This window comes from Bordetella avium (assembly GCF_034424645.1).
GTDB lineage: Bacteria > Pseudomonadota > Gammaproteobacteria > Burkholderiales > Burkholderiaceae_B > Bordetella > Bordetella avium.
This window is the reverse complement of sequence record NZ_CP139969.1, coordinates 1,340,420-1,366,702: the sequence shown is the minus strand read 5'-3', so window position 1 is coordinate 1,366,702 and position 26,283 is coordinate 1,340,420. Positions and strand designations below refer to the sequence as shown.

Below are 26,283 nucleotides of genomic sequence, written 5' to 3'. Positions count from 1 at the left end.
ACGCCTCGGCAATTCATTCTGCAAAAAAAACTGTCAATACTGCAACACATCGAAACTCTTTCGGCGCTTTGTCAGCCCTGCTTAAGCTGGAAAAAGATAAGATGAAATGAAGGCATCAACCCAAAAAGGCGAGTACTGGCTGCCTGGATACATGTTACTGACATCCCCCCGCTTCGCGCTGGCCCCTGAGAAATCCCATTTTCACGAAGTCTTCGGACCCATCGACCTCAATGACGCGTCATTGCTGGCTCATGGTGGCGACCGTTACGTCTTCGAACACCCGAACGATTCCTGCCTACTGATCAAAGTCATGGACATGCAGGCCCGCGGTGTCTATCTTGCCTCGCGCCCGTTCAAACGCTGGTACAAGCAATTCCAGCGCGAAAGCGCCTATCGCGTCTATCTGAACGAATTCAATGAATACGTAACAAGCACCACCCGTCCCTCCGGTATCTGGCAGGTGCCGCTGGCGCGGGTGATGGGCGTGGCCCAGACCAATCTGGGCCTGGGTCTGCTGGTCGAAAAAATACGCGACAAAAACGGCAATATGGCGCCCTCGCTTAAGGACTTGATCAAACAAGGCCTGTATACCCAGGACATTGCCCGGCAGATGGATCAGCTGTTCGAAGATCTGGCAGACGCCCACGTCGTGGCGCACGACATTTCGGCGGGCAACGTGGTGATGGGCTATAACGCCGAAGGCCGCCATGGGCTGTTTCTGGTGGACGGGTTTGGCGTACAGCCCTTGATCCCGGCCTATGCCTGGAGCCGCCGCCTCAACCGCCGCCGCCTGCTTAAAAAATACCGCAACATGCGGGCCAAGCTGCCTGTTCCGCTCTGATCAGGCGGGCAGCTCGCGCCCTTCGCGATCTATCCACATATAGTCACGACCCGCCTGCTGACCGCGCCGCAAGGGATTGCGTGTGCAGAACCGGGCATAGGCCGGATCAACGAAACGGTAAGGCAGATGTTCGTCGCGACCGTCCGGAATGCCAAGACGCGCGCAACGAATCATGCGCGGCACCTCCAGCCCGGCATCCTGCACGAAGAACTCATCAATATCGAAACGCGCTGCATCCCAGTCAGGGACTTTCAAGTGCAGAGCACGGCATAAGAGCGTCTGGCCCGCGCAGAGTCTTTCGCGAGGCCGGGCAGCGCCCCGGGCATCCGGGTTGAGCGTTTGCATGAGAGCCAGCGCCTCTTCGCCCGACACCTCATCCAGCCAGGGATAAGCCGACTTGATGAGTACCGCATTGCCTGGCCCCTGGGCGCTGAAGTTCAGCGAATCGCCGCCTCTTGCGTAATACATGTAGAGGGTGCCGCCCCCCATGAATAGCGCCCGCCGTTTGTGGGTATAGCCCAAGGAGGCGTGGCTGCCTTTTTCATGGAGGTAATAGGCTTCGGTTTCGATGATGCGCGCCGAGAGCCAGAGCGAACCCAGACGCCGGCGCAAGACCTTGCCAAGCAGATCCCGCGCCAGGGTCGCGGCGTCCCGATCAAAAAAAGCATCGGGCAGACGCTGCAGCGCTTGCATATCAGGCAAAACGTTCGGCGAACCGCTTTTCGGAGAAACCGACACTGACCTCGCCGTCAGCCGTGACCACCACCGGGCGGCGGACCAGCGCCGGATACTCGGCGATAAGCCGGGTCCATTGAGCGGGCGTGCTGGCGGCTTTCTGGTCATCGGAAAGACCGCGCCAGGTCATAGAGGCGCGGTTGACCAGTTTTTCCCACCCCCCGAGCTTGCCGGCCCAGGCCTGCAGCGTGGTGGCCGGTACGGGGTGGTCGCGATAGTCGATGAAATCATGTTTGACGCCGTGGGCGCTCAGCCATTCACGCGCCTTGACGCAGGTGCTGCATTTGCTCAGTCCATAAAGCGTAGTCATGATGGGTTCTCCCGTCGGGATTGCATGCGGTTGGCGATGATCACGCAGGTGCCCACGACCAAGATGAAAAGCGTGGCCAAGGCATTGACCTCAGGCTTGAGCCCCAGACGCACGCGAGAGAAAATTTCCATCGGCAGCGTCGTATAGCCCGGCCCCGACAAAAAGGAAGCCAGCACCACATCATCCAAGGACAAAGTGAATGACAGCAGCCAGGCCGAAGCCAGCGCCGGCGCAATAAGCGGCAGCGTGATCGCGAAAAATACCTTGATGGGCGTGGCGCCGAGATCGAGCGCGGCCTCTTCGAGCGACCTGTCCATGTCGCGGATGCGCGACTGGATGACCACGGCGACGAAAGCCATGCATAGCGTCACATGCCCTACCCAGATGGTGAATATGCCATTCTGCGCAGGCCAGCCCAGTTGGCCACGCATTTCGACGAACATCAGCAAAAGCGAAATGCCCAGCACCACCTCGGGAATGACCAGGGGCGCACTCAACATGCCGATATACAGGCCGAAGCCCTTGAAACGACCCATGCGGGCAAGCACATACCCTGCCCAGGTACCGATGACCGTGGCGGCCGTCGCCGTGAGCGCGGCGATCTTGAACGACAACCAAGCCGCGCGCAGCAGGGTGTCGTCATTGAAGAGCGAGTGATACCACCGGAAGGAAAAGCCGGTCCAGGACGTAACCAGAGGGGAATCGTTGAACGAGAACACCATCAGGCTCAGGATGGGCACATACAGAAAGAAGTAACCCAGGCCCAGCGCGGCGGCACGCAGGGTTTTGTTAGGCCCCTTCATGCCCGGCCTCCGGCTTCCTGTTGCTTGACCTGGTTGTACTGGAACAACGCCAGGGGCACCAACAGCAGCAACACCATGACGCAGGTGACGGCGGAGGCCATCGGCCAATCGGTGTTATTGAAAAACTCGTTCCACATGACGCGGCCCATCATCAGCGTATCGGCGCCCCCCAGCATTTCCGGAATCACGTACTCACCCACCGCCGGAATGAATACCAGCATGGCGCCAGCGATCACGCCGGGACGCGAGAGCGGCACGGTGATGCGCCAGAAGGCCTGCCAGGGCCTCGCGCCGAGATCGTAGGCCGCTTCGAGCAGACGCAAATCCATTTTGACCAGGCTCGCATACAGCGGCAGGATGAAAAACGGCAAATAGGCGTAGACCATGCCGATATAAACCGCCAGGTCCGTGCGGTAGATTTCCAGCGGCGAGGAAATGATGCCCAGACTCATGAGCACTTTGTTCAGCAGGCCGTCATTGCGCAAAATGCCGACCCAGGCATACACACGCAACAGCAGAGAGGTCCAGAACGGCAGAATCACACCCAGCAGCAGCAGGTTGCGGTAGCGCGGCGCGCTGCGCGCGATGTAATACGCCATCGGATAGCCGATCAGAATGCAGCATGCGGTCGTAATCGCCGCCATCTTGACCGAATTGAGGTAGGTGGCGAAATACAGACTGTCGGTAAACAACAGAATGTAGCCGCGCAGATGCAAGCTGAACTGCACCGCCTCGTCCTGGAACTCGGCTAAAGGCGTATAGGGCGGGATGCCGAACTTCAGTTCGGCAAAACTGATCTTCAGAACGAGCAGAAAGGGGATCAGCAGAAAGACCAGCAGCCATATGAAGGGCGGCAAAATGGCCAGGCTGCGTCCCGATGGCAGACGCAGCCGCGTCATGATGCCAACACCGTAGCGCTGTCGGCGTCCCAGCTGACAAAGATTTCTTCATCGATGCCGGGCGCGTCCATATTGGAGAGTTGCAGACTGGGCACGCTGGCCTCGACTGTCTTGCCCGAGTCAAGCCGGATCTGATAGAGACCATAGCTGCCCATCCAGGCCATATGACTCACCATGCCATGCGCCCAGTTGTAATCGCCCTCGGGCTGCTCGCGCGAGACCACCAGGCGTTCGGGCCGGATAGACACATGCACCTCCATGCCCAGCGGCTCGCTCACGCCGTGGTTGACAAACAAAGGGCGTGTCAGCGCCTCGCTCTCGATGGAGACATGGTCGGGTTCATCGACGACAATGGTGCCGGTAAACAGGTTGGTCGTGCCAATAAAGCCCGCCACGAACCGCGAATTCGGGAAGTTATAGACCTCCTGTGGCGTACCGCACTGGATGATCTGGCCGTCGGTCATGACCGCCAACCGATGCGCCATTGTCATGGCCTCTTCCTGATCGTGGGTGACCATGATGCAGGTCACACCGACCTGTTCAAGAATCTTGACCAGCTCGATCTGAGTTTTCTGGCGAATCTGTTTGTCCAGGGCCGACATCGGCTCGTCAAGGAGCAGCAGCTTGGGGCGCTTGACCAGACTGCGAGCCAAGGCGATGCGTTGCTGCTGGCCGCCGGAGAGCTGATGCGGCTTGCGCCGCGCATAGCCCGCCATCTGGACCAGATCCAGCGCTTCGAACACGCGGTCATGGATTTCGGCGCGATCCACCCCCTCCTGCTTGAGACCGAAGGCCACATTGGCCTCGACCGTCATGTGCGGAAAGAGTGCATAGGACTGGAACATCATGTTCACGGGCCGCCGATAGGGCGGCACGCTGGTGATGTCTTCGCCATCGAGCAGAATCTGGCCTGATGTGGCGTCTTCGAAACCGGCCAGCATGCGCAGCAGGGTGGACTTGCCGCTGCCCGAACTGCCCAGCAAGGCGAAAATCTCGTTGCGGCGCACAGCCAGATTGACCGAGCGCACCGCAACGGTATCGCCAAAAATCTTGACCACATCGACGACCTTGACGAACTCGTCAGGGTCGGCGGAGTGCTGTGCCGTGTAACGGCTATCGCTCATGATGGCTTATCTTCCCGACTTCAGTTCAGCCCACAAACGCGTCTGCAGACGCTGGATGGCCAAGGGCTGCGCCTTGATCACGTACAGCGACTTGGACACCTCGGGCGAGGGATAGATCATCGGGTTGTCCGCGACTTCCTTGACCACGTGCTTGCGCGCCTCTTTATTGGCGTTCGGATAGAACATGGTGTTGGTAATGGCCGCGTGCACTTCCGGCGTTTCGATGTAGTTGATGAAGGCATGCGCCTCATCGGGGTGCGGCGCATCCTTGGGGATGACCATCAGGTCGAACCAGGCCGGCGCGCCACCCTTGGGGATGAAGTAGTTGATTTCGTAGGGCTTTTTGGCTTCGTTCGCGCGATGGCGAGAAATCATGACGTCACCCGAGAAACCGTAGACCATGCACAGATCGCCCACGGCCAGCTCATCGATATAGCCCGAAGAACTGAACTGGCGAATGTAAGGACGGATTTTCTTGAGCGCTTCCAGCGCAGCTTTGTAATCCTCGGGCTTGTCGCTATTGGGGTCTTTGCCCAGATACTTCAACACCGCAGGGAAAACCTGGGCGGCCTCGTCCAGCATGGAAATGCCGCACTCTTTGAGCTTGGCTGCGTTCTCAGGGTTGAACAGCATGTCCCAATTGGCCAGATCGACGTTGTCGCCCATGATCTGCTTGACCTTGGAAACGTTGTAGCCGAGACCGTTGGTGCCATAGCCCCAGGGCACGGCATACTGGTTGCCCGGATCGACCTGGGCGACCAGCGCCATGATGTCGGGGTCGAGGTATTTCAGATTGGGGAGATTGGATTTATCCAGTTTCTGGAACAAACCACCTTCGATCTGGCGCGAGGCGTAATGGGTGGACGGCACGACGATGTCGTAGCCGGATTTGCCCGTCAGCAGTTTGGCCTGCAAGGTGTCATTGTTGTCGTAGACGTCATAACGCGCTTTGATGCCGGTTTCACGCTCGAAACCCGGAATCGTATCGGGCGCGGTGTACTCCGCCCAGTTATAGACATTGACGACCTTGTTCTGCGCCAGCGCAGGCGCGGCTGCCGCTGCTGCCAGCGCCAGCCCTGCCGCCACACGCACTCCGGCCGAGGATTTCATCGCGAGCCCCTTTGTCGAATTCGAGAATTGCCAAAAGGCAAAATGATAAAGCCTTTTTAAAGGGGGGTTACCAAGCAACTGACTAGATAATCCGCGAATTTGCACGAAGTTGACGGGACGCCACACATTCCTGCCCCCGGCTAGGCGCCCGCAGCCTCGTAGGCAGCGCGAATCCGCCGCCAGGCAGGCTCGCCCGCCGCGCCCGCCACCTTGACGAGCGAGCGCAGCAAACGCTGCATATTGGCTGCGCGCTGCGCGGCCGACAGACCGCCACCCCGACCGCGATCGAAATCGATCAACCAGGCCTTTCCCGCCGTATCGAGCAAAATATTGAAGGCATTGAGGTCGGCGTGCCATACCCCTGCCCGGTGCATAGCGGCAATAGCCTGTCCGGCCGACACGCAGGCAGCCTCGGAGAGATCCGCCGCCAAAGCCCGGGCACCCGGCACGCGCTCGACAAGAATGGCGGCACGATAACTAAGGCCATCCCGCCAATAGGCTGCGGCCAGCGGGGCGGGCACGGGTAGACCCGCCGCCTTCATGCTTGCCAACAACCTGAACTCGCGAAAGGCCCGGGTACGCGCCTCCCCCGTCCACACATAAGCCTGGCGCGCAATGCGTGCGATCAGGCCGCCGCGCCGATAGCCACGCAACACGCCCTCCCAGCCCGCGCCTTGCACAAACCAGGCTGCCTGCCGTCCCCCCGCCTGCACCGGATGGGCCTGCCGGCCATAGCTGAGCGGGTCCAGCACGGCGGGGTCGGGCGGCGCAAGCCGCCGCGTTTCGAATAGCATGGCGCCGCCTTGAAAGGCGAAACGGTCATAGGCTTCAACCGGCACGATTGCGCATCCAGTCAGCCACGCCGAAGAAAGAATGCAACAAGCGCTCGACCAGCGCCGGCGCGATTTCCTGGTCTTGCATGGCGCGGCCCATGCAGGCCACCCATTGATCGCGTTCGATCTCGCCGATGGCAAACGGCAGGTGCCGGGCCCGCAGGCGTGGATGGCCGAAACGCTGAATATAGTGGTCCGGGCCGCCGAAATAGCCGCATAGAAACCAAAACAGCTTGTCGCGAGCGCCATCCAGGCTATCGCCATGTACGGCGCGCAGCGCCTGGAAATCCGATTCCAAATCCATCAGATCATAGAAACGGTCTACCAACGCCCGCACACCGGACTCGCCGCCGAGCAGTTCAAAAATGGTTTTGCTAGTATCCAGCGGTTCGAAGACCGCCTCCACGCGTGTGGTCGTCATCAAGCATCTCGTAAAGTCACCAGGGGCGGTGTGCGCAGCACGCCACGCAATGCCAGCGCGCCGCCCGCCCAAGCGCCGGCCATGCCGGCGACCGCCCCTGCTCCCCAAGGCCAAAGGCTCAGGGATATGGCGAAATCAAATACCTGGGTGGACAACACCCAGGCCACTGCGGTGGCACCGGCAGCGGCCAGCAGCCCGGCCAGCGCGCCCACCGCGAGCAACTCCAGACGCTGCGCCCGCGCCAACTGCGCCCGCGTCGCACCCAGCGCGCGCAACACCGCCGCCTCGCGCACACGCTCATCGCGCGTGGCCGACAGGGCCGTGGCCAGCACCAGCACGCCTGCGCTTAGCGTAAAGATAAAGAGCAACTGCACCGCCTTGACCACTTCGTCGAGCACCGTTTGCAACTGCGACAGAATGGCCCCCACATCAAAGACCGTCAGATTGGGATAGTCCTTGACCAGATCACGCAGCAAAGCCACCTTGGCAGGCGGCAAATAAAACGAGGTGATCCAGCTTTGCGGCATCTGCGCCAGAACCTGGGGCGACAGAATGGCAAAGAAGTTCACGCGCATCGTATCCCAATCCACCTTGCGCGTGCCGGCGACGGCAACACGCGCAGTCTGGCCGGCAATGTCGAAATCCAGGGTGTCTCCCACTTTCAGGCCCAGGGAGGCCGCCAGACCGGCCTCCAGCGACACTTCCGCCCTGGCCGGATCGAGCCAGCGGCCGGTCTCGATACGATTACCCTCAGGCGCCTGATCGGCATAGGAGAGGTTGAACTCACGGTCCACGAGACGCTTGGCGCGCGGGTCCTGATAGTCGTCGGGCCCCACCGCTTTATCGTTAATAGCGACCAGACGGCCGCGCACCATGGGCCACAGCCTGATCTGATCGAGACCCTCGGCGCGCAAGCGCTCAAACACCGCTTCACGCTGGTCGGGTTGAATATTGATCAAAAATCGGTTTGGCGCATCGAGCGGCACCGTACGGCGCCAACCGTCAACGAGATCACTGCGCGTCATAGCGAGCAGCAACAGCGCCATCAGGCCAATGGCCAGCACGCAGACCTGGGTGATCGTCGCCATACGCCGCCGCACCACGCCCGCCAGCGCCAGCCGCAGCGCAGGCATGCCCTGCGGTCGCACGTGCCGCAAGGCTTGGACGCAAAGCGCAGCCACACCCGCGAAAACGGCGGCCGCGCCCAGAAAACCACCAGCCACCACTGCTGCCAGGCGCAGATCGCCGGCAAACCACCAGATCAACAACACCATGCCTGCCGCCCCCAGCGCATAGGCAGCCATGCCACGGGCCTGTACACCCCCCTCCTCACGTCGCAACACCCTCGCCGGAGGGACGTGGCGCAGACGGGACAAAGACGGCAGCGCAAAACCCAGCAACATCAACAGGCCTGTCAGCAGGCCTTGCAGTGCGGGCAGCACAGAGGCCGCCGGGAGCTGCGTGTCGATGAGATTGGCCAGCGCGCTCACTAGCGCCTGATGCACCGCAAAGCCCACCAAGCATCCCAGTGCCGAAGCCACCAGCCCCAGCACTGCGAACTCCACCCAGAGCGAACGCGCCACCAGGGACTGGCTTGCGCCCAGGCAACGCATGACCGCCACGCCATCGCGATGACGGGCCATGAAGCGCCCTGCGGCCAATGCCACGGCAACTGCGGAAATCAGCACTGCAAGCAAGGCCACCAGCGACAGAAAACGCTGGGCGCGATCCAGCGTGCGCCGCATTTCCGGACGGCCGGACTCCAGCGTGGCGATCCGCTGACCGCGTTGCAGATGATCAGTCAGCCAGGCCTGGAACTGACCCACGGCCTGTCCTTCACCCGCCGCCAGCAGGGCATAGCCGACACGGCTGCCGGTCGTGACCAGCCCGGTGCCCGCCAGATCGTCGCCACGCAGCATCAGGCGCGGCGCGACATTGATGAACTGCATGCCGCGGTCCGGCTCATAGGTGAGCACGCGGGATACCGTGAATCGGGCATCGCCCAGTTTCACGCTATCGCCCACGCTCAAGCCCAGCAGGGCGAGCAATTGCGGATCGACCCAGACCGTGCCAGGCGCCGGGATATCGCTCGCTGGCGCATCGGGTTCGAAGGCCGCAGGCGCTACGCGCAGGCTGCCGCGCAAAGGATAGCCTGGGTCCACCGCCTTAACCGACACCAACTGCGCGGCATCGCCCGCCGTAGCCATAGAGGGGAATTGCAAAGTACGGGTCACCGTCAGGCCGCGTTGCTCGGCCTGTGCGGCAACCTCGGCACGGATGGGCTCGTCGGCCTCCAGCACCAGGTCGGCACCCAACATTTGCGCCGCATCGCGCTCCAGCGCACGCGAAACGCGATCCGCCAGAAACCCAACGCTGGTGACGGCAGCCACCGCCACAATCAGCGCAAAAGCCAGCAGCCGCAGCTCTCCGGCCCGGGCATCGCGCCGCAACATGCCGAGCCCAAGCGTCAGAGCCACACGCCAATCTGCCCGTTTCTTATCAGGGAAATCCATCATCCACCTAGTGTCAGCAAGCGCGCGTCAAACGATCGAATCCCGCTATCATGCCCGGGGGATGGCCCAGGCGGCCATCCACGAAAAACACAAAAACTATTCGGAGAAGACCCATGCGCAAATCCTGGATCACCGCAGGCTTGTTATCGGCCTGCGCTATTGCTTTCTCTCTGCCCGCCATGGCGCAGAACTCCCTCAAGATGGCCTATGCCCTGTCGCCGACTTCGCACTATGGCGCGGGCGCAGACGCCTTTGCCAAATCGCTTGAAAACAGCTCGCAAGGCAAATACAAGATCCAGCAGTTTGCCAATAGCGCGCTAGGCGGTGAACGCGAAGTCATCGAAGGCCTGCAAATCGGCACTATCGATCTGGCCATCGTATCGACGGGCGCCACGCTGAACTTCGTGCCGGAAACCGGCGTATTCGACATCCCCTTCCTGCTGCGCGACCTGCCCCATGCACGCAAAGTCCTGGACAGCAAGATAGGCCAAGATATGCTTGCGAAGTTCCCCAATCGCGGCATTATCGCCCTGGCCTGGGGTGAGCAGGGCTTTCGCCACCTGACGAATAATATCCGCCCTGTGCAAACCCCGGCCGACGCCAAGGGGCTGAAGATCCGCACCACGGAAAACCCCATCCATATCACGGCCTTCCGCCAGATCGGCGTTCTGCCGACGCCGATGGCCTGGCCTGAAGTCGCCACGGCCCTGCAACAGGGCACGATCGACGGGCAGGAAAACCCGCTTTCCGTCATTACTTCGGCCAAGCTGTCACAGATACAGAAACATCTGGCCCTGACGGGCCACGTCTATGGCCCGGCCTTGGTACTGATGTCGGCCAACGTCTATAACAGCCTCTCGCCTGCCGAGAAGGCGCAGTTCGACCAGGCCGGTAAAGCATCCGCTCAGGCCATGCGCGATTACGTCGACAACATCGAGAAAACCGGCGTCGAGCAGCTCAAAAAAGAAGGCATGCAGGTCACTAACGTGGATCGCGCAGCCTTTGCCGCAGCCGTCGAGCCGGCCTACCCCGAGTACTACAAGAAATTCGACAAAAAGCTGATCGAAGCGATCCGCGACACCAAGTAAGCCGTCTCTCCGATCGGCCGCCCAACGGGCGGCCGGTCTGTTTTCGTCCGGAATTCATCATGTATCTGCTCTGCGCCGCAGAACGCGGCCTGTTCAAGCTGGTCTCCATCGTGGCCCAGTTGCTGTTGGTCGCCTCGGCCCTATGCGCTTTTTATCAAGTGATCGCACGCTTCGTGCTGCAGTCTCCGGCAGACTGGAGCGAGGTCGCCACCCGCGCCCTGCTGATCTGGACCGTGTTGCTGGGCATATCCCTGGCTTTTCGCTATGGCGCGATGATTAGCGTGGAAATGCTACGCAACAGCCTCAAAGGACGAGCCCGCCGTGCCCTGGAGCATCTGATCGCCCTGGTGTGTGCTAGCTTCATGATCGCGCTGGCCTGGATAGGCGGCCAAATGACCTGGCGGGTGCGTTTCCAAACCGTCCCCAGCCTGGATATTTCAATTTCCTGGATTTACCTCTCCATCCCGGTCGGAGCCACGTTGGCTGCGCTGGCCATCCTCGCGCGCTGGGTGCGCAACGAAGAAGACGACACGCTGGCGCGCAATGACGCGCAGGGCTGAGCTCTCCCTTTGCATCGTTTCAGGCGGTAAACCATGTCGCAGTTGATGATTTTATCGATGCTGATTTTCTTCGGCCTGTCGGTTCCGGTGGCAGTGGCCATCGGCCTGGCCGCGATGACCGGCATCTCGGTGGGCGGCCTGCCCTGGCTTGTTTTCGCGCAGCAAATCTATGCGGCGCTAGACAAATATCCGCTGGTCGCCGTTCCCTTTTTTATTCTTGCCGGCAACCTGATGGAGGCGGGCGGCATCTCCGAACGCATGGTCGACTTCGCCAAGAGCATCGTGGGCGGCGTACAAGGCGGGCTGGCCTGCACCTGTGTGCTGACCTGCATGATCTTCGCGGCAGTAGCCGGCTCCAGCGTGGCCACCACCTTCGCGGTCGGCGCCATCCTGATCCCGGCCATGGTGCGCCACGGCTACCCCGCCCCCTTCGCCGCCTCGCTCCAAGCTAGCGCGGCGGAGCTTGGCGTCATCATTCCGCCATCCATTCCGATGATTTTGTTTGCCGTCTCGACCGAAACCTCGACCGGCGAACTCTTCATCGCCGGGGTGGTGCCCGGCATCCTGATCGGCCTGGCCCTGATGTTCTATGTCTGGCTCTATGCGCGCCGCAATGGCCTGGGCAAGCATGACGGCGAAGGCCGACTGCCGCTCTGGCCGGCCTTCAAGCGCGCCTGGCTGGCCCTACTCATGCCGGTGATTATTCTGGGCGGTATCTATGGCGGAGTCTTCACCCCCACCGAAGCCTCCGTGGTCGCCGTCATCTACGCCGTCATCGTGGGCAGGTTCGTTTATCGCCGTCTGCGGCTTCCAGACCTGTCGCTGACACTGCACAAATCCGTAATCTCGACCGCGGTCATCATGTTCCTGATCGCCAATGCCGGCGTATTCAGCTTCTTGCTCAATCGCGCCGGCATCCCGGATGCGCTAGGCTCCTGGCTGTCGCAGTTCTTCGACACCAAGACGGGCTTTCTGGTCGGCATCAACGTGGCGCTGTTCTTCATCGGCATGTTCATCGAGACCTCGGCCTCCATCGTGGTGCTTGCTCCGCTCTTGCTGCCGGTAGCCATCACCTTTGGTGTGGAGCCAGTGCATTTCGGCATCATCATGGTGGTGAACCTGGCCCTGGGCATGGTGACCCCGCCTTTCGGCGTCAATCTGTTCGCCGCCTGCGCCGTAGCTAAGCTGTCGGTCGAGAAGTTGATCAAACCCCTACTTCCCTTCGTGCTCGTCGTGCTGATCTGCCTGGCGCTGATCACTTATTGGCCAGGGCTATCGCTGGGCCTGCGCGACCTGGTATACGCAAAGTAGGCGCCGCACCAGCCGTAAACGCGCGCAAACCGGCTTAGCCATAGGGCGCTTCCCGTCAAGGGAAGCGCCCTATTTGCATGCCTGCACGCCCGCCATCCGCAACAGCCGGGGGGGCTCCGGGCTTCACAAGCGGGATAGCCGCTTGTATAACGGATACATCACCGCAAGGCTTAGGAACACGGCGAGCTGATAGCGACACCCGTAATAGCGCGTCGGCACGCGCGCCCTAACAGACGCGAATCTGCGAAACCCCAAGGACTCAAAGAAACCCATTCCCACGCAGTGTCCAACCAAGGAGCATGCAATGCCTGAAACCCTGATCAAAGTCGATCTGGCTCAATCTCCCTACGAGAACGAAGGCGTCCATAACCGCTGGCATCCCGACATTCCGATGGCCGTCTGGGTCAACCCTGGCGATGACTTCGTGCTCGAAACGTATGACTGGACGGGCGGCGCGATCAAGAACAATGACGACGCCTCCGACGTGCGTGACGTGGATCTGACCACGGTGCATTTCCTGTCGGGCCCGGTCGGCGTCAAAGGGGCTGAGCCCGGTGATCTGCTCGTCGTGGACCTGCTGGACATCGGTGCCAAGTCGGAGAGTCTTTGGGGCTTCAACGGCTTTTTCAGCAAACAGAATGGCGGCGGCTTTCTAACCGAACACTTCCCTCATGCGCAGAAGTCCATCTGGGACTTCGATGGGATGTTCACTTCCTCGCGTCACATCCCGGGGGTGCGTTTCGCCGGCCTCATCCATCCCGGCCTCATCGGCTGCCTGCCCGACCCGGCCCTGCTCGAAACCTGGAACCGGCGCGAACAGGGTCTGATCGATACCGACCCGCAGCGCGTGCCGCCGCTGGCCAATCCTCCTGCGCCTAAAACGGCGCATATGGGCAAACTCAAAGGCGCGGAACGAGACCGCGCTGCGGCAACCGGCGCGCGCACGGTGCCGCCACGTGAGCACGGCGGCAATTGCGATATCAAAGACCTGTCGCGCGGCGCCCGCGTATTTTTCCCGGTCTATGTGCAAGGCGCCGGCCTGTCCGTGGGCGACCTGCACTTCTCGCAAGGGGATGGCGAAATCACCTTCTGCGGCGCCATCGAAATGGCTGGCTGGGTGCATATGCGCGTTTCGCTCATCAAGGGCGGCATGGCCAAATACGGTATTCGCAACCCCATTTTCAAACCGAGTCCCATTACTCCCAACTACAAGGACTACCTCATTTTCGAAGGCATATCCGTCGACGAGGGCGGCAAGCAGCATTATCTCGACGTGCACATCGCTTATCGCCAGGCCTGCCTGAACGCCATCGAGTATCTAAAAAAGTTCGGCTATTCCGGCGCGCAGGCCTATTCGATTCTCGGCACTGCGCCCGTGCAAGGCCACATCAGCGGCGTGGTCGATATCCCCAATGCCTGCGCGACACTGTGGCTGCCGACCGAAATCTTCGAAATCGACATCCAGCCCAATGCCTCCGGCGCCATTCCGCAAATTCAGCGCGGCATGGACCTGCCGATCGCCAAAGACCGCTGAGGAGATCGTCATGCCCCTGTATGACTACCGTTGCGAAGCCTGCGGCGACTTCACCGCCTTGCGCTCCCTGGCGCAATGGCGCGACCCCGCCCCCTGCCCCGATTGCGGCCAAAGCTGTAGCCGCTTTCTGAGCGGCGCGCCCGCCGTATCGGCCCTGTCGTCGACCGCCAACCGCGCGCATGCCGTCAATGAGCGCGCCAGCCACGAACCTCGCCGCAGCGGCCACGGCATGGCTTGTGCCTGTTGCAAAGGCGGCAGCAAAACGGGAGGCCGCACACAGGCCGACGGCACCAAATCCTTCCTGGGCGCCAGGCCCTGGATGATCAGCCACTGACCAAGGGGCCAGGTCGGCAACCTTCCGGCCGCCCACAAGAAGCGGGCGCGGGCAGGGGCGAAGAAAACCGCCTGAGCCCGCCGCTTGCACAAGCCTACGCTATACCTATCCCGGCAAGTACATCAACGACTTGCCCGTAGGCAACCGCTACGGGCTATCCGGCCTGGCTTGCTTCGAGTCTCCCGAGCACATTTAGGGCAGCGCTATGCCTGAGCGTTTGACTGACTCCGGCCTGGCTTGAATCAACGGCACTGCCCTCGGCTGATGACGCTGTCTCGCGAAGGGAATCAGCAAAGTATCAGACCTATTGATCTGCAAATACTTTCTACTGCTCGGAATAATGCGCGGTTACTCATAGCCAGCCATACGCCAGCCCTACCTCTCATGTCAGCCCCCGCTTCCCACGATGCTCCCACCTGCCCCCGGGCCGCCTTCGACTATCTGCCCGTCGGCTTTTTCAGTTCTTCCATGGGGCTGGCCGGACTGTCCGTCGCCTGGCACGAAGCTTCCAATCATTATGGCGTGCCGCTTTGGATCGCCCATGCCATCGGCATCCTGGCGGTTCTGGCCTTTCTCGCTGTGCTGTGCGGCTACGGCTGCAAGGTGTTGAGTTCTTGGCAGGTGGTCAAGGAGGAGTTCCTGCATCCGGTGGGTGGCAGCCTGTTCGCCACGCTTTGGATCGCCCTTTTATTGCTACCCATCATCGTGGAACCCTGGAGCCGCGATCTGGCGCTGGCACTCTGGGTCATCGGCGCTTGCGGCATGACGCTCTTCGCCGTAGTGACCGTCAATCGTTGGATCAGCAATCGCCAGCAGCTTGCCCATGCCACCCCTGCCTGGATCATCCCCGTCGTCGGCATGCTGGACTTACCCCTGGCCATGCCGACTCTTGGCCTCCAAGCCGATGCCGACATCGCCCTGTTCGCGTTGGCGCTGGGGCTGTTCTTCAGCCTGCCGTTATTCACCATGATTTTTTCCCGCTTGCTGTTCGAAGCCCCCATGCCAGACGGCGCCCGCCCCTCTTTGCTCATCCTGGTTGCTCCCTTCGCCGTCGGCTACTCGGCCTATGTCACGGTCAGCGGCGGGCATGACCGCTTCTCCGAATCCCTCTACATGCTGATGCTATTCATGCTGCTAGCGCTGCTGCGGCAAATGCGCAATTTGATAAGCTGCTGCCCCTTTCGCATCTCCTGGTGGGCCGTGGGATTTCCACTGGCGGCATCGGCCATCTGTGCACTGCGCGAGGCGGCCATCCGGCCGGGGTTGTTCACGAATGGCGTGGCTATCCTGCTGCTCGCCATCGCCACCATCGCCATCCTGGGCTTGTTGTGGCGCACCCTCAAAGGCATGGCGCAAGGCGAGCTGCGTGCGCTGAGCGCCTAGAGCCCGATCAGACCCAAGGGCAGCAAGGCTGAGACCGTCGCGTCGTCGCGTAATGAAGCGCATCATGGAGATCCGCAGCGAACCCGATCACAAGGCCACACTGAGAGCGATCTCCCGACTCATGGAAAGTGAGCCGCAGATTGCCCGTTGGCCGAGCCGGGCCTACCCTCAAGCCTACCCTTAAATAGCTTTGCGCTAGTTGGCACTGCTTGGCAGCAAGAAAAGAAAAAAGCCGGTAAGTCATGGACTTAACCGGCTTTCTGAGCTGTGCTTGGCACAGCTTTCAAGTATTTGGTAGGCGGTATTGGAATCGAACCAACGACCTCTACGATGTCAACGTAGCGCTCTAACCATCTGAGCTAACCGCCTGAATTTGCATTCTTGTTAATGCAAGGCTTCGCTTTGAAAGCGTTGCAATATTTGCAGCACTTCTGAATTTAGCTGGCTTTTTAGTGCCGTTGCGTTCGTTCAGCGAAGAAAAAGAATTATATAGATGTTTTTTTAGGCGTGCAAGTCATCGTCCACTTTTTTTATCCGCTTCAGGAATTCTTTCATCTTGTCGGCGGATTTGAGGCCTGGCCCGGACTCTACGCCGCTGCTGACGTCTACTGCCCAGGGCTGTACGAGGGCCAAAGCCTGGGCGATATTGTCCGGGTTCAGACCACCAGCCAGCACCAACGGCCGGCTGCCGGCATCGGCCTGCACCTCGGCCAGCAAGCTATGGTCGAAGGTAAGCCCACTGCCACCATAGCCTGAGCTATAGCTGTCGAAGAGCCAACCCGCCGCCTCGTGATAAGGGCGGCAGGCGGCGGCGATTGCCCCAGCGCTGTCCAAGCCTGCAGCGCCGACACGGAAGGCCCGCATAAAACGATGGCCATAACGGGTGCAGTCCTCAGGGCTTTCATCGCCATGAAATTGCAGCAGGTCCGGGCCGACATGATCGAGCACCGCCCGCACCTCGTCAGGCGCGGGGTTGACGAAAAGCGTCACGACACTAACGAAGGCTGGCACCTCACGGCGCAATCGCGCGGCTCGCGCCAGATCGACATAACGTTTGCTGCCGGCATAACAGATAAGGCCAATGGCGTCGACGCCAGCCTCGATAGCTTGAGCAATGTCGGCTTCGCGGGTCAGGCCGCATATTTTCACGCGGGTACGCATCAAAACACTCGCAAGGAATTCCCTGGAGCGGGCTCCAGGGCAGAAATCAGGCCGTAAACGGCGCAAGCAAGCTGCTGCCGCCATCCAGATCAGGCAGCTCGAAGAGGGTGGGATAGTCGATCGCAGACAGGTAAAGACCATCCGGGGAAAAAGTGGGTGCGCCCAGGCGACGATCACGCGCACGTAGCAAGCTGGCCATCCAGTCCACCGATTCGCGCCCCTGACCGATCTGCAAAAGCGCGCCCATGATGTTGCGCACCATGTGGTGCAAAAACGCATTGGCCTGCAGGGTGAACACCAGAAAAGAACCCCGCTCCGCAATATCGAGCCGGGTCAGGTGGCGCACCGGGTGGCGCGCCTGACATTGCGAAGAACGGAAACTGGAGAAGTCATGCTCACCGAGCAGCGCCTGTGCCGCCTGACGCATCGCCGTCACATCCAGCGGCTGAAAGCACCAGCCCGCGCGATGGGCCCATAGCGCCGGGCGGACCCGGCCGCGCCACAAGAGATAGACGTAGGTGCGCGAACGCGCCGAAAAGCGCGCATGGAAGTCTTCCCCGACTTCCTTGGCCCAGTGAATAGAAATGCTCGATGGCAAAAATGCATTGACGCCGCGCACCCAGGACTCGGCACGCCGGTTCAAATGGGTATCGACATGCACGACTTGCATAGCGGCGTGCACACCCGTATCGGTACGCCCGGCGCACAGGGTATCGAGCGGCGCCCCAGTGCCGGAAAACTGGCCCAGCGCAGCCTCCAGGGTGTCCTGCACGGTTTGACCGTGCGGCTGGGTCTGCCAACCCTGCCAGCTGGACCCGTCATACGACAGCCCCAATGCAATACGTGTCATGAAAACTCAGGTTTTACGTCCTGGCTCGTCCGAAGGCGGCTGATCCAGGTCAAGATTAATCGTGTTCAGACGCTTGTCCAGCGCATCATGGCTCAGACGGGGCATCTCGGTGATATAGGGACTTTCTTCGTTGTCTTCGTCGCGGCGAATACCGGCGCGCCGCAAAGCAAAGGCAATAATGAGCACCAGCAATGCCAGCACGACCGTCACGATGATCAGCAGATTATCCGCCAACCATCCCGGCATACCGCGCGTGGACCCCGCGTCCTTGCCTACTTGCGAGGCTTGCTCCGCCGCCTTGCCAGAAGATGCCGACTCGGCTTGCGCAGCGCCAGGCGCTGCCCCAGCGGCGGCACCGGCGCCGGCCGGGATGGAAACCGCCGGGCCCGGCCGATCTGCGGACGGCGCAGCACCATCTGTTGTCCCCGACGCAACAGCGGCGTCACCCACAGCAGGCTTGGCTGCGACGCCATCCGAACTACCGCCAGCCGCCGTGTTCAAGGCTGTCTGCGCACTGGCCTCGCCACCTGCCGCAGCACCTTGCGCCGCCTGTTTGAGCGCATCCACATTGGACTTCAGCACCTCGACGCGCTCACGGGCATCCGCCAAAGCGCGCGCATCCGACACGCTGGCATCGCCCCTGGCATCGGCAGCCCCCGACAAACGCAGACGATCTTGAGCCGATTCCAAGGTAGCGCCGGCAGGTGTTTCAGCACTGCTGACTTTGCCAGATGAGGCAGATGCGGCGCTGACCTTAGACGCGCCCGCTGCACGACCCAGACCCGCACGATAGCGGGCATAGGTCTCGATGTGCTCAAGATAGATACGACGCGCCTCGTTAGCATCGATGGCCCGCACCGTGTCGGCATCCGGCAGCGTCAGCTGGGCTCTCGCCTTGAGCCGGTTCATATTGCCGCCCGAGAATGCATCGGGGTTGGCCCGCCACAATGCCACCAAGGTCTGGTGCAGGGTTGCCCCTCCGACGGGGTGCCGCCGCGCAATCCCGTAAAGCGTATCTCCCTGGCGTACCGGCACAGTGGCCTCGCGAGATGGCGTACCCACCGTGGCGGGCTGCACGACCGGCGCGCCGCGCTGCGCAAGCACAGTCACCTGGGCAAGACGCTGCCCCGCGCTGGAGCGCAGATTGAGCAGCACATCGACGGCATCGCCCCGAAAGGGCTCAGAAGACTGCAACAAAAGAGTACGGCGCCCCGCATCAGTCGAGGCCTGAGTCTGCAAACTCAGATCAGACAAGGGCGCGGGCGGAGTCAGGCCGGCGCGCTGCCAATCGGCGGCATCTGCCAGCGTCACCTGCAGGTTTTGCGCCTCTTCGGGAGTGAGTTCAGTCAGGGGCAGCAACACACGCAAGGGCTGTCCCGGCGCCGAAACCACACTGGCATGCCCGAGCCTGGCCGCCTCTGCCCCGGTATTTGCGCCGAAAACGGCAAGCAAGGCAATCAGCAGCAGGTGGTTGCGGGAAATCAGGGAAATGCGGCGGGGCTGCGAATGGCGCGAACTCATGTCGTGGTATTCCGTGTTCTGGACCAGGGCAATACAGGCGAAAAGTGTAATGGATCAATGTAGATTCATAAACCAAACATATTGCTGCCCGATACAAAATCGCAAATACCGCCGCCATGACGAACGAAAGGCGCCTTGCGGCGCCCCTTGTTCATTGCCGGCAAAGCTAAGACGCGAGTCTCAAGCCTCGGCCAAAGCGATGCGCAACATGCGGCGCAGCGGTTCGGCAGCGCCCCACAGGAGCTGGTCGCCCACCGTAAAGGCGCCCAGGTATTGCGGCCCCATGGAAAGCTTGCGCAAGCGACCGACCGGAATGTCCAGGGTGCCTGTCACGGCGACCGGGGTCAGTTGCTCGATGGTCGCTTCCTTGGTGTTGGGAACCACCTTGGCCCACTGCGTGCCGGCGGCGATGATGTCTTCGATCTCGTCGATCGGCACATCGCGCTTGAGCTTGATGGTAAGAGCCTGGCTGTGGCAGCGCATGGCGCCGATGCGCACGCACAAACCATCGACCGGGGTGGCCGGCGTACCGAAGGCTTCACCTCGGCCGAGAATCTTGTTGGTCTCGGCCTCGCCCTTCCACTCTTCGCGCGACATGCCATTACCCAGATCCTTGTCGATCCAGGGAATAAGGCTGCCGCCCAGCGGCACACCGAAGTGTTCGTGGGGCAGGCTGGCATCTTTCTGCTTGGCCAGAATGCCGCGATCGATGTCCAGAATGGCAGCGGCCGGATCGTCAAGCAAGGGCTTGACGGCCTGGTTCAGGAGACCGAACTGGTTCAGCAGTTCGCGCATGTGCTGCGCGCCACCGCCCGAAGCAGCCTGATAGGTCATGGAGGTCATCCATTCGACCAGGTCGTTGTTGAACAGACCGGCTAGGCCCATCAACATGCAGCTTACGGTGCAGTTGCCGCCGATGAAATTGCGCACGCCGCGCTTGAGCGCGGCATCGATGACCGGGCGGTTGACCGGGTCCAGCACGATGATGGCGTCATTGGCCATGCGCAGCGTGCTGGCCGCATCGATCCAGATGCCATTCCAACCCGCAGCACGCAGCTTGGGATAGACCTCGGTGGTGTAATCGCCACCTTGCGCAGTCACGATAATCGGCAGTTTTTTGAGGGCCTCAATATCGGTTGCGTCTTGCAGCGGACCGGCGCCTTCGGCCCATTTGGGCGCGGCGCCACCGGCGTTGCTGGTGGAGAAGAACACGGGGTCGATAAGTGCGAAGTCGTTCTCCTCACGCATGCGCTGCATGAGTACCGAACCGACCATGCCGCGCCAACCGACGAGGCCTACTGCTTGCGTCATTTCAGGGCTCTTTAGGGGTCTGGGAAAAAATACGGATATTGATAAGTTACAGCAATTTATCAGAATGCGCGGCGCGATGCTGCATTGCAACCAGGCTATGCAGCGGCTTGTCGCGCCGAACCTACGGACAAATCAGGCGAGCGCCTTGAGAACGGCATCACCCATTTGGGACGTACTTACCTTGGTCGTGCCTGCTTCATGGATGTCGGCAGTGCGCAGCCCCTGGGCCAGCACCTTGCGCACGGCAGCCTCAATGCGATCGGCCTGAGCGGGCTGATTCAGCGAGTAGCGCAGCAACATCGCCGCCGACAGAATCGTCGCCAGCGGATTGGCGATGCCCTGACCGGCAATATCCGGCGCCGAACCGTGGCTGGGCTCATACAGACCCTGACCGCTGGCATTGAGCGAAGCGGACGGCAGCATGCCGATGGAACCGGTGAGCATGGCCGCCTCATCCGACAGGATGTCGCCAAACAGATTGCCTGTCACGATGACGTCGAACTGGCGCGGGTTGCGCACCAATTGCATGGCGGCGTTATCGACATACATATGCGACAACTCGACGTCCGGATACTCACGGGCGACTTCGATCACGATATCGCGCCAGAATTGCGAGGTTTCCAGTACGTTGGCCTTGTCCACGCTGCACAGTTTTTTGTTGCGCTTGCGGGCAGTTTCGAAGCCGACATGGGCGATGCGGCGCACTTCAGATTCCGCATAACGCATGGTGTCGTAGCCTTCGCGCTCACCCGAGAACACGCCATCCGGGGCACTGCGCACGCCGCGCGGCGTGCCGAAATAGATGTCGCCCGTCAGCTCGCGGATAATGATGATGTCCAGGCCGGCCACGATCTCGGGCTTGAGCGAAGAAGCGCTGGCCAGCTCAGGATACAAAATGGCCGGGCGCAAGTTGGCGAACAGACCCAGGGCACGGCGCAGGCCCAGGATTGCCTGCTCCGGACGGAACTCGCGCGGCAGACTATCGTATTTCCAATCGCCCACCGCGCCGAACAACACGGCGTGCGACGACTTGGCCAAGCCCAGCGTGGCCGGCGGCAGAGGATGCTCGAAGGCATCAAATGCCGCGCCACCCACCTTGGCCTCTTGCAACTCCAGCGGCAGGTTCAAGGCCTGCAACACCCGCACGGCCTGCTCGACGATTTCCGGGCCGATCCCGTCACCGGGAAGCACTGCGATTTTTTGAGTCATGGAATTTCCTGTAGGGAATCAAAGAGCCGGCGCGGCGCCGGCCCTGCCTTGATAATCAGGCCACCGGACGGCTTTCCAGCCAGGGGTGGCGCGCCAGACGTTCGGCCTCGAACGCGCGAATCTTGTCCGATTGACGCAACGTCAAACCAATATCGTCAAAACCGTTGAGCAGACAATATTTGCGGAAGGCATCGACCTCGAAAGCCATTTCACGGCCGTCGGCGGCAATCACCACCTGACGCTCGAGATCGACCTTGAGTTTGTAGCCTGGGAACGCCTTGACCTCGTCGAACAGACGGGCCACTTCAAGCTCGGTCAGCACAATGGGCAAAAGGCCGTTCTTGAAGCTGTTGTTAAAGAAAATATCGGCATACGACGGCGCGATGATGGCGCGGAAACCATATTGCTGCAAAGCCCAGGGGGCGTGCTCGCGGCTGGAGCCGCAACCGAAATTCTTGCGGCCCAGCAGGATGGATGCGCCCTGGTAGCGCGGCTGGTTCAGCACGAAATCCGGGTTCAGCGGACGCTTGCTGTTGTCCATGCCCGGTTCGCCGTGGTCCAGGTAGCGCAGCTCATCGAACAGGTTGGGGCCGAAGCCCGTTCGCTTGATCGACTTCAGGAACTGCTTGGGAACGATGAGGTCGGTGTCGACGTTCTCGCGGTCCAGCGGCGCGACCAACCCTTCGTGAAAAGTGAATGCTTGCATGAATATTCCCCGCTCAGCGGAAGCTGCGCACGTCAACGAAATGGCCTGCCACCGCGGCGGCGGCGGCCATGGCCGGACTCACCAGATGGGTACGGCCGCCCTGCCCCTGGCGCCCCTCGAAATTGCGGTTCGACGTCGACGCGCAACGCTCGCCGGGCTCAAGGCGGTCGGCGTTCATGGCCAGACACATCGAACAACCCGGCTCGCGCCATTCAAAGCCCGCTTCGATGAAAATCTTGTCCAGGCCTTCGCGCTCGGCCTGCTGCTTGACCAGCCCCGAACCCGGCACCACCATGGCCTGGCGGACATTGGCGGCCACGCGCTTGCCTCGCGCCACGGCCGCAGCCGCGCGCAAATCCTCGATGCGCGAGTTGGTGCACGACCCGATGAAAACGCGGTCAATGCGGATATCGGTCAAGGGGGTGTTGGGCGTAAGGCCCATGTATTGCAGGGCGCGCTCCATGCCGCTGCGTTTGACCTCGTCTTTCTCGCGCTCTGGGTCGGGCACACGGCCATCCACCGGCAACACCATCTCGGGCGAGGTGCCCCAGGTCAGCTGCGGCTTGATTTCCCCGGCATCGATCTTGACGACGCGGTCAAAGCTGGCGCCCGCATCGGAGTGCAGCGTGCGCCAGTACGAAACGGCCTGATCCCACAGCACCCCCACCGGCGAGAAGGGACGATTACGGAAGTATTCGATGGTTTTCTCGTCGACCGCCACCATGCCGGAACGCGCGCCGGCTTCGATTGCCATATTGCACACCGTCATGCGGCCTTCGAGCGACAGGCCGCGTATCGCGCTGCCCGCAAACTCGATCGCATAACCCGTGCCCCCGGCCGTGCCGATAACGCCGATGATATGCAGCACCACGTCCTTGGCCGTGCAGCCAAAGGGCAAATCGCCGTCGACGGTGATCAGCATGCTCTTGGCTTTCTTCATCAAGAGCGTCTGGGTCGCCAGCACATGCTCGACCTCGGAAGTGCCGATCCCGAAAGCCAAGGCCCCCATGGCGCCGTGCGTGCTGGTGTGCGAATCGCCACAGACTACGGTCATGCCCGGCAAGGTCGCGCCCTGCTCCGGCCCGATGACGTGCACGATGCCCTGACGCAGGTCATTCATGCGGAACTCGGTAATGCCGTATTTATCGCAATTGGCGTCCAGGGTGTCGACTTGCAGACGCGACACCGGATCTTCGATGCCTTGCGCACGGTTCAGCGTGGGCACGTTGTGGTCTGCCACCGCCAGGTTGGCGCCAATGCGCCAGGGCTTGCGGCCGGCTATCGCCAGGCCTTCGAAAGCCTGCGGGCTAGTCACTTCATGCAGGAGGTGACGATCGATATAGAGCAGACAGGTGCCGTCTGTTTCCTGATGGACGACATGGGCGTCCCAGAGTTTGTCGTAGAGGGTTTGGGCCATGATTGCGCTCTGTTGGGTAGGCGAACCGCCTTGGGTCAGAAGACCGGGCGGCATGAGGCGATTATGCCCAGCCTTCAAAGCTAGTACAATCCAAGCACTTATCCTAGTATAAACACTACCCCCCTGAGGGATATCCGTTCAAATCATTGAACCTGGCGACGCACAGCAGTCTCGCCGACCTCATGCTCGGCAATCCGTGACATATCGGTAAACATCAGCAGCGGCGTGGATCTGGCGAGCAAAGCCGAATCTTGGCTAAGACGCGATGATGTGGTCACGATGGATGCCTCGCGGGCATCCACCCTCCCGGCCCCGAACACCACAAAACACACAGAAACAAGCGCGGAGAACCCTGTGGTGAAAGGCTAGCGCATGGATTCGTGCTTAACGCTTTGCCTGTTCGTAGAGGGGCAAAACGCGTTGCGAAGCCTGCTGCAAATCCGCGATCCGGGTGCTGGCTGAGGGATGCGTGGAGAGGAATTCCGGCGGCGTGTTGCCTTTTTCGGCTGTCCCCATCTTTTGCCATAAGGAAACCGCAGCGCGAGGGTCATAGCCCGCGCGAGCCGCCAGCTCCACGCCCATCAGGTCAGCCTCGCTTTCATGGGTGCGGCTGTTGGGCAAAATGAACATCACATTGCTCAAGCGACCGCCCAAATCGGCGGTTTGCTGTGACCCGGTTGCCATCGACAAAATCGACAAGCCGATGCCGGTGACCATTTGCTGCGACACCCGCTCGCGCGCATGCTCGCGCAAAGCATGGGCGATTTCGTGGCCCAACACCGCCGCCAATTCGGCATCGGTGGGCTTGATCTGGTTGAGCAGGCCGGTGTAGACCGCGATCTTGCCGCCCGGCATGCACCAGGCGTTCACCTCATCGGATGAAAGAACGTGCACCTCCCAGTTCCATTTCGCGGCGTCGGGCCGAAAAATAGCGGTCTGGGCAATCAGGCGCTGCGCGATCGCGTTGACGCGCTTGACCTGAGCCGCATCCTTATCCAACTGCCCTTTGGACTTGGCCTGCGCGATGAGCTGGTCGTACTGCTGCTTGGCCTCCTGTTCCAGCTGAGCCTCTGGGACCAAACTGGACATGTATTGCGTGCGATTGACGCCGACCGCACCCGATTGCGTAGTACTCATGCCCGCGCAACCAGCCAACACCGCAAGTGCCGCAGCCGCACACAGTCTCGACAGAAAGCGCAACATAAGGCCTCCAGGTATCAACCGCACTGGCCGCGATGACGCAGCGCATGATCAATCAGAACCAGCGCCAGCAAAGCCTCGGCGATGGGTGTGGCGCGAATGCCGACACAAGGATCGTGACGTCCCAGCGTTTGCGCATTGACCGGCTCGCCCGCCCGATTGACCGAGCGTCGCTCGACCCGGATGCTGGACGTCGGCTTGATAGCCAGGGACACCGTGACAGGCTGGCCCGTCGAGATGCCGCCCAAGACACCGCCTGCGTGATTGCTCAGAAAACCATCGGGCGTGATCTCGTCACCGTGTTCGGAACCGCGCTGCGTGATACTGCCAAAGCCCGCACCGATCGATACGCCCTTGACTGCATTCAAACCCATCATGGCATGCGCAATATCGGCATCCAGACGGTCATAAATAGGCTCGCCCCAACCCGCTGGCAGATGTTCGGCCACCACTTCGATGCGCGCGCCGATGGAATCGCCGTCGCGACGCAATGCGTCCATATAGGCTTCCAGCTCGGGCACGATGGCGGCATTGGGGGCATAAAAGGGATTGTTCGGCACCTCATCCCAGGAGACAAAGGGGATTTCAATCGGGCCCAATTGGCTCATGTAGCCGCGCACGATCGTGCCGTGCTGCTGAGCCAACCATTTCTTGGCGATGGCGCCGGCCGCTACGGTAGGCGCCGTCAGGCGGGCCGAGGAACGGCCGCCGCCACGCGGGTCGCGCTGCCCAAATTTCTTCCAATAGCTGTAATCGGCATGGCCGGGGCGGAAAGTATCGGCGATATTGGAGTAATCCTTGCTGCGGGCATCGATATTGCGAATCAGCAAACCGATGGGCGTACCGGTGGTCACGCCCTCGTAGACGCCCGACAGGATTTCAACCTGGTCGGCTTCCTGCCTCTGGGTCACATGACGCGACGTGCCCGGACGGCGGCGGTCCAGTTCTCGCTGGATATCAGCGGCGTCCAGCGGCAGACCCGGCGGACAGCCATCGACAACACAACCAATGGCGGGGCCATGAGATTCACCAAAGTTGGTGACACGGAACAAGGAACCAAGCGTATTGCCAGACATAGCGGATCAGCGCAGAGCGGATATTGGTCAGGG

The 26,283-nt window shown here is 61.2% G+C and carries 25 protein-coding genes and 1 tRNA gene; 7 read left to right on the top strand and 19 right to left on the bottom strand.

Annotated elements, in window-relative coordinates:
- Positions 1 to 151 precede the first annotated feature (151 nt).
- A complete protein-coding gene (locus tag U0029_RS06565; RefSeq protein WP_012417909.1) occupies positions 152 to 841 on the top strand; it encodes a PhoP regulatory network YrbL family protein in 690 nt (229 codons plus the stop codon).
- Here the strand turns inward: U0029_RS06565 and U0029_RS06560 are convergent, their stop codons facing one another.
- The 9 genes from U0029_RS06560 to U0029_RS06520 all read right to left on the bottom strand — a co-directional run bounded on the left by U0029_RS06560 (position 842) and on the right by U0029_RS06520 (position 9,592).
- Positions 842 to 1,534, bottom strand: a complete 693-nt coding sequence (locus tag U0029_RS06560; protein ID WP_114852648.1) for a DNA-3-methyladenine glycosylase — start codon at positions 1,532 to 1,534, stop codon at positions 842 to 844.
- Position 1,535: 1 nt separating this feature from the next.
- Positions 1,536 to 1,886, bottom strand: a complete 351-nt coding sequence (locus U0029_RS06555) for an arsenate reductase (RefSeq protein WP_012417911.1) — start codon at positions 1,884 to 1,886, stop codon at positions 1,536 to 1,538.
- A complete protein-coding gene (locus U0029_RS06550; protein ID WP_012417912.1) occupies positions 1,883 to 2,689 on the bottom strand; it encodes an ABC transporter permease subunit in 807 nt (268 codons plus the stop codon). The genes U0029_RS06555 and U0029_RS06550 overlap by 4 nt, the downstream gene beginning before the upstream one ends.
- Positions 2,686 to 3,588, bottom strand: coding sequence for an ABC transporter permease subunit (locus U0029_RS06545; protein ID WP_012417913.1), 903 nt, complete (start codon positions 3,586 to 3,588; stop codon positions 2,686 to 2,688). The genes U0029_RS06550 and U0029_RS06545 overlap by 4 nt, the downstream gene beginning before the upstream one ends.
- The gene (locus tag U0029_RS06540; RefSeq protein WP_012417914.1) at positions 3,585 to 4,712 is read right to left on the bottom strand and encodes an ABC transporter ATP-binding protein; all 1,128 of its coding nucleotides are present in this window, start codon (positions 4,710 to 4,712) and stop codon (positions 3,585 to 3,587) included. The genes U0029_RS06545 and U0029_RS06540 overlap by 4 nt, the downstream gene beginning before the upstream one ends.
- A 6-nt stretch (positions 4,713 to 4,718) precedes the next feature.
- Positions 4,719 to 5,822 carry a polyamine ABC transporter substrate-binding protein gene (locus tag U0029_RS06535; RefSeq protein WP_114852647.1) on the bottom strand — a complete coding sequence of 368 codons (1,104 nt, stop codon included), beginning with the start codon at positions 5,820 to 5,822 and terminating at the stop codon, positions 4,719 to 4,721.
- A 140-nt stretch (positions 5,823 to 5,962) separates the two neighbouring features.
- A complete protein-coding gene (locus U0029_RS06530) occupies positions 5,963 to 6,616 on the bottom strand; it encodes a 3-deoxy-D-manno-octulosonic acid kinase (protein WP_231838749.1) in 654 nt (217 codons plus the stop codon).
- Between the two features lie 34 nt (positions 6,617 to 6,650).
- Complete coding sequence (locus U0029_RS06525; RefSeq protein WP_012417917.1) at positions 6,651 to 7,076, bottom strand: group II truncated hemoglobin; 426 nt, start codon at positions 7,074 to 7,076, stop codon at positions 6,651 to 6,653.
- On the bottom strand, positions 7,076 to 9,592 hold the full coding sequence (locus U0029_RS06520) for an ABC transporter permease (RefSeq protein WP_114852646.1): 2,517 nt from the start codon (positions 9,590 to 9,592) through the stop codon (positions 7,076 to 7,078). The genes U0029_RS06525 and U0029_RS06520 overlap by 1 nt, the downstream gene beginning before the upstream one ends.
- 110 nt (positions 9,593 to 9,702) lie before the next feature.
- Between U0029_RS06520 and U0029_RS06515 the strand changes: the two genes are divergently transcribed.
- The 6 genes from U0029_RS06515 to U0029_RS06490 all read left to right on the top strand — a co-directional run bounded on the left by U0029_RS06515 (position 9,703) and on the right by U0029_RS06490 (position 15,799).
- Positions 9,703 to 10,677, top strand: a complete 975-nt coding sequence (locus U0029_RS06515; RefSeq protein WP_012417919.1) for a TRAP transporter substrate-binding protein — start codon at positions 9,703 to 9,705, stop codon at positions 10,675 to 10,677.
- A 59-nt stretch (positions 10,678 to 10,736) separates the two neighbouring features.
- A complete protein-coding gene (locus tag U0029_RS06510; RefSeq protein ID WP_012417920.1) occupies positions 10,737 to 11,237 on the top strand; it encodes a TRAP transporter small permease in 501 nt (166 codons plus the stop codon).
- 33 nt (positions 11,238 to 11,270) lie between these two features.
- Positions 11,271 to 12,548, top strand: coding sequence for a TRAP transporter large permease (locus tag U0029_RS06505; RefSeq protein WP_012417921.1), 1,278 nt, complete (start codon positions 11,271 to 11,273; stop codon positions 12,546 to 12,548).
- Positions 12,549 to 12,852: 304 nt separating this feature from the next.
- The gene (gene fmdA / locus U0029_RS06500; protein WP_012417922.1) at positions 12,853 to 14,082 is read left to right on the top strand and encodes a formamidase; all 1,230 of its coding nucleotides are present in this window, start codon (positions 12,853 to 12,855) and stop codon (positions 14,080 to 14,082) included.
- A 10-nt stretch (positions 14,083 to 14,092) separates the two neighbouring features.
- A complete protein-coding gene (locus U0029_RS06495; RefSeq protein ID WP_012417923.1) occupies positions 14,093 to 14,416 on the top strand; it encodes a zinc ribbon domain-containing protein in 324 nt (107 codons plus the stop codon).
- Positions 14,417 to 14,800: 384 nt separating this feature from the next.
- On the top strand, positions 14,801 to 15,799 hold the full coding sequence (locus U0029_RS06490; RefSeq protein WP_012417924.1) for an SLAC1 anion channel family protein: 999 nt from the start codon (positions 14,801 to 14,803) through the stop codon (positions 15,797 to 15,799).
- Between the two features lie 292 nt (positions 15,800 to 16,091).
- Here the strand turns inward: U0029_RS06490 and U0029_RS06485 are convergent.
- The 10 genes from U0029_RS06485 to aroC all read right to left on the bottom strand — a co-directional run bounded on the left by U0029_RS06485 (position 16,092) and on the right by aroC (position 26,250).
- A tRNA-Val gene (locus tag U0029_RS06485) sits at positions 16,092 to 16,168 on the bottom strand.
- A gap of 132 nt (positions 16,169 to 16,300) precedes the next feature.
- Complete coding sequence (locus U0029_RS06480) at positions 16,301 to 16,960, bottom strand: phosphoribosylanthranilate isomerase (protein ID WP_012417925.1); 660 nt, start codon at positions 16,958 to 16,960, stop codon at positions 16,301 to 16,303.
- 46 nt (positions 16,961 to 17,006) lie between these two features.
- Entirely contained in the window at positions 17,007 to 17,810 is an 804-nt protein-coding gene (gene truA, locus U0029_RS06475; protein WP_012417926.1) for a tRNA pseudouridine(38-40) synthase TruA, read from the bottom strand.
- A gap of 6 nt (positions 17,811 to 17,816) precedes the next feature.
- Positions 17,817 to 19,331 carry a type IV pilus assembly protein FimV gene (locus U0029_RS06470; RefSeq protein ID WP_114852645.1) on the bottom strand — a complete coding sequence of 505 codons (1,515 nt, stop codon included), beginning with the start codon at positions 19,329 to 19,331 and terminating at the stop codon, positions 17,817 to 17,819.
- Positions 19,332 to 19,511: 180 nt separating this feature from the next.
- Complete coding sequence (asd, locus tag U0029_RS06465) at positions 19,512 to 20,642, bottom strand: aspartate-semialdehyde dehydrogenase (protein ID WP_114852644.1); 1,131 nt, start codon at positions 20,640 to 20,642, stop codon at positions 19,512 to 19,514.
- Positions 20,643 to 20,774: 132 nt separating this feature from the next.
- Positions 20,775 to 21,851 (bottom strand): 3-isopropylmalate dehydrogenase, encoded by a 1,077-nt coding sequence (leuB, locus tag U0029_RS06460; RefSeq protein ID WP_012417929.1) that lies wholly within the window; start codon positions 21,849 to 21,851, stop codon positions 20,775 to 20,777.
- A gap of 55 nt (positions 21,852 to 21,906) precedes the next feature.
- Entirely contained in the window at positions 21,907 to 22,557 is a 651-nt protein-coding gene (gene leuD, locus U0029_RS06455; RefSeq protein WP_114852643.1) for a 3-isopropylmalate dehydratase small subunit, read from the bottom strand.
- Positions 22,558 to 22,570: 13 nt separating this feature from the next.
- On the bottom strand, positions 22,571 to 23,974 hold the full coding sequence (gene leuC, locus U0029_RS06450) for a 3-isopropylmalate dehydratase large subunit (RefSeq protein WP_039051934.1): 1,404 nt from the start codon (positions 23,972 to 23,974) through the stop codon (positions 22,571 to 22,573).
- Between the two features lie 384 nt (positions 23,975 to 24,358).
- Complete coding sequence (locus U0029_RS06445; RefSeq protein ID WP_012417933.1) at positions 24,359 to 25,177, bottom strand: M48 family metallopeptidase; 819 nt, start codon at positions 25,175 to 25,177, stop codon at positions 24,359 to 24,361.
- Between the two features lie 14 nt (positions 25,178 to 25,191).
- Positions 25,192 to 26,250, bottom strand: a complete 1,059-nt coding sequence (aroC, locus tag U0029_RS06440; protein WP_114852642.1) for a chorismate synthase — start codon at positions 26,248 to 26,250, stop codon at positions 25,192 to 25,194.
- Between the last annotated feature and the right edge of the window lie 33 nt (positions 26,251 to 26,283).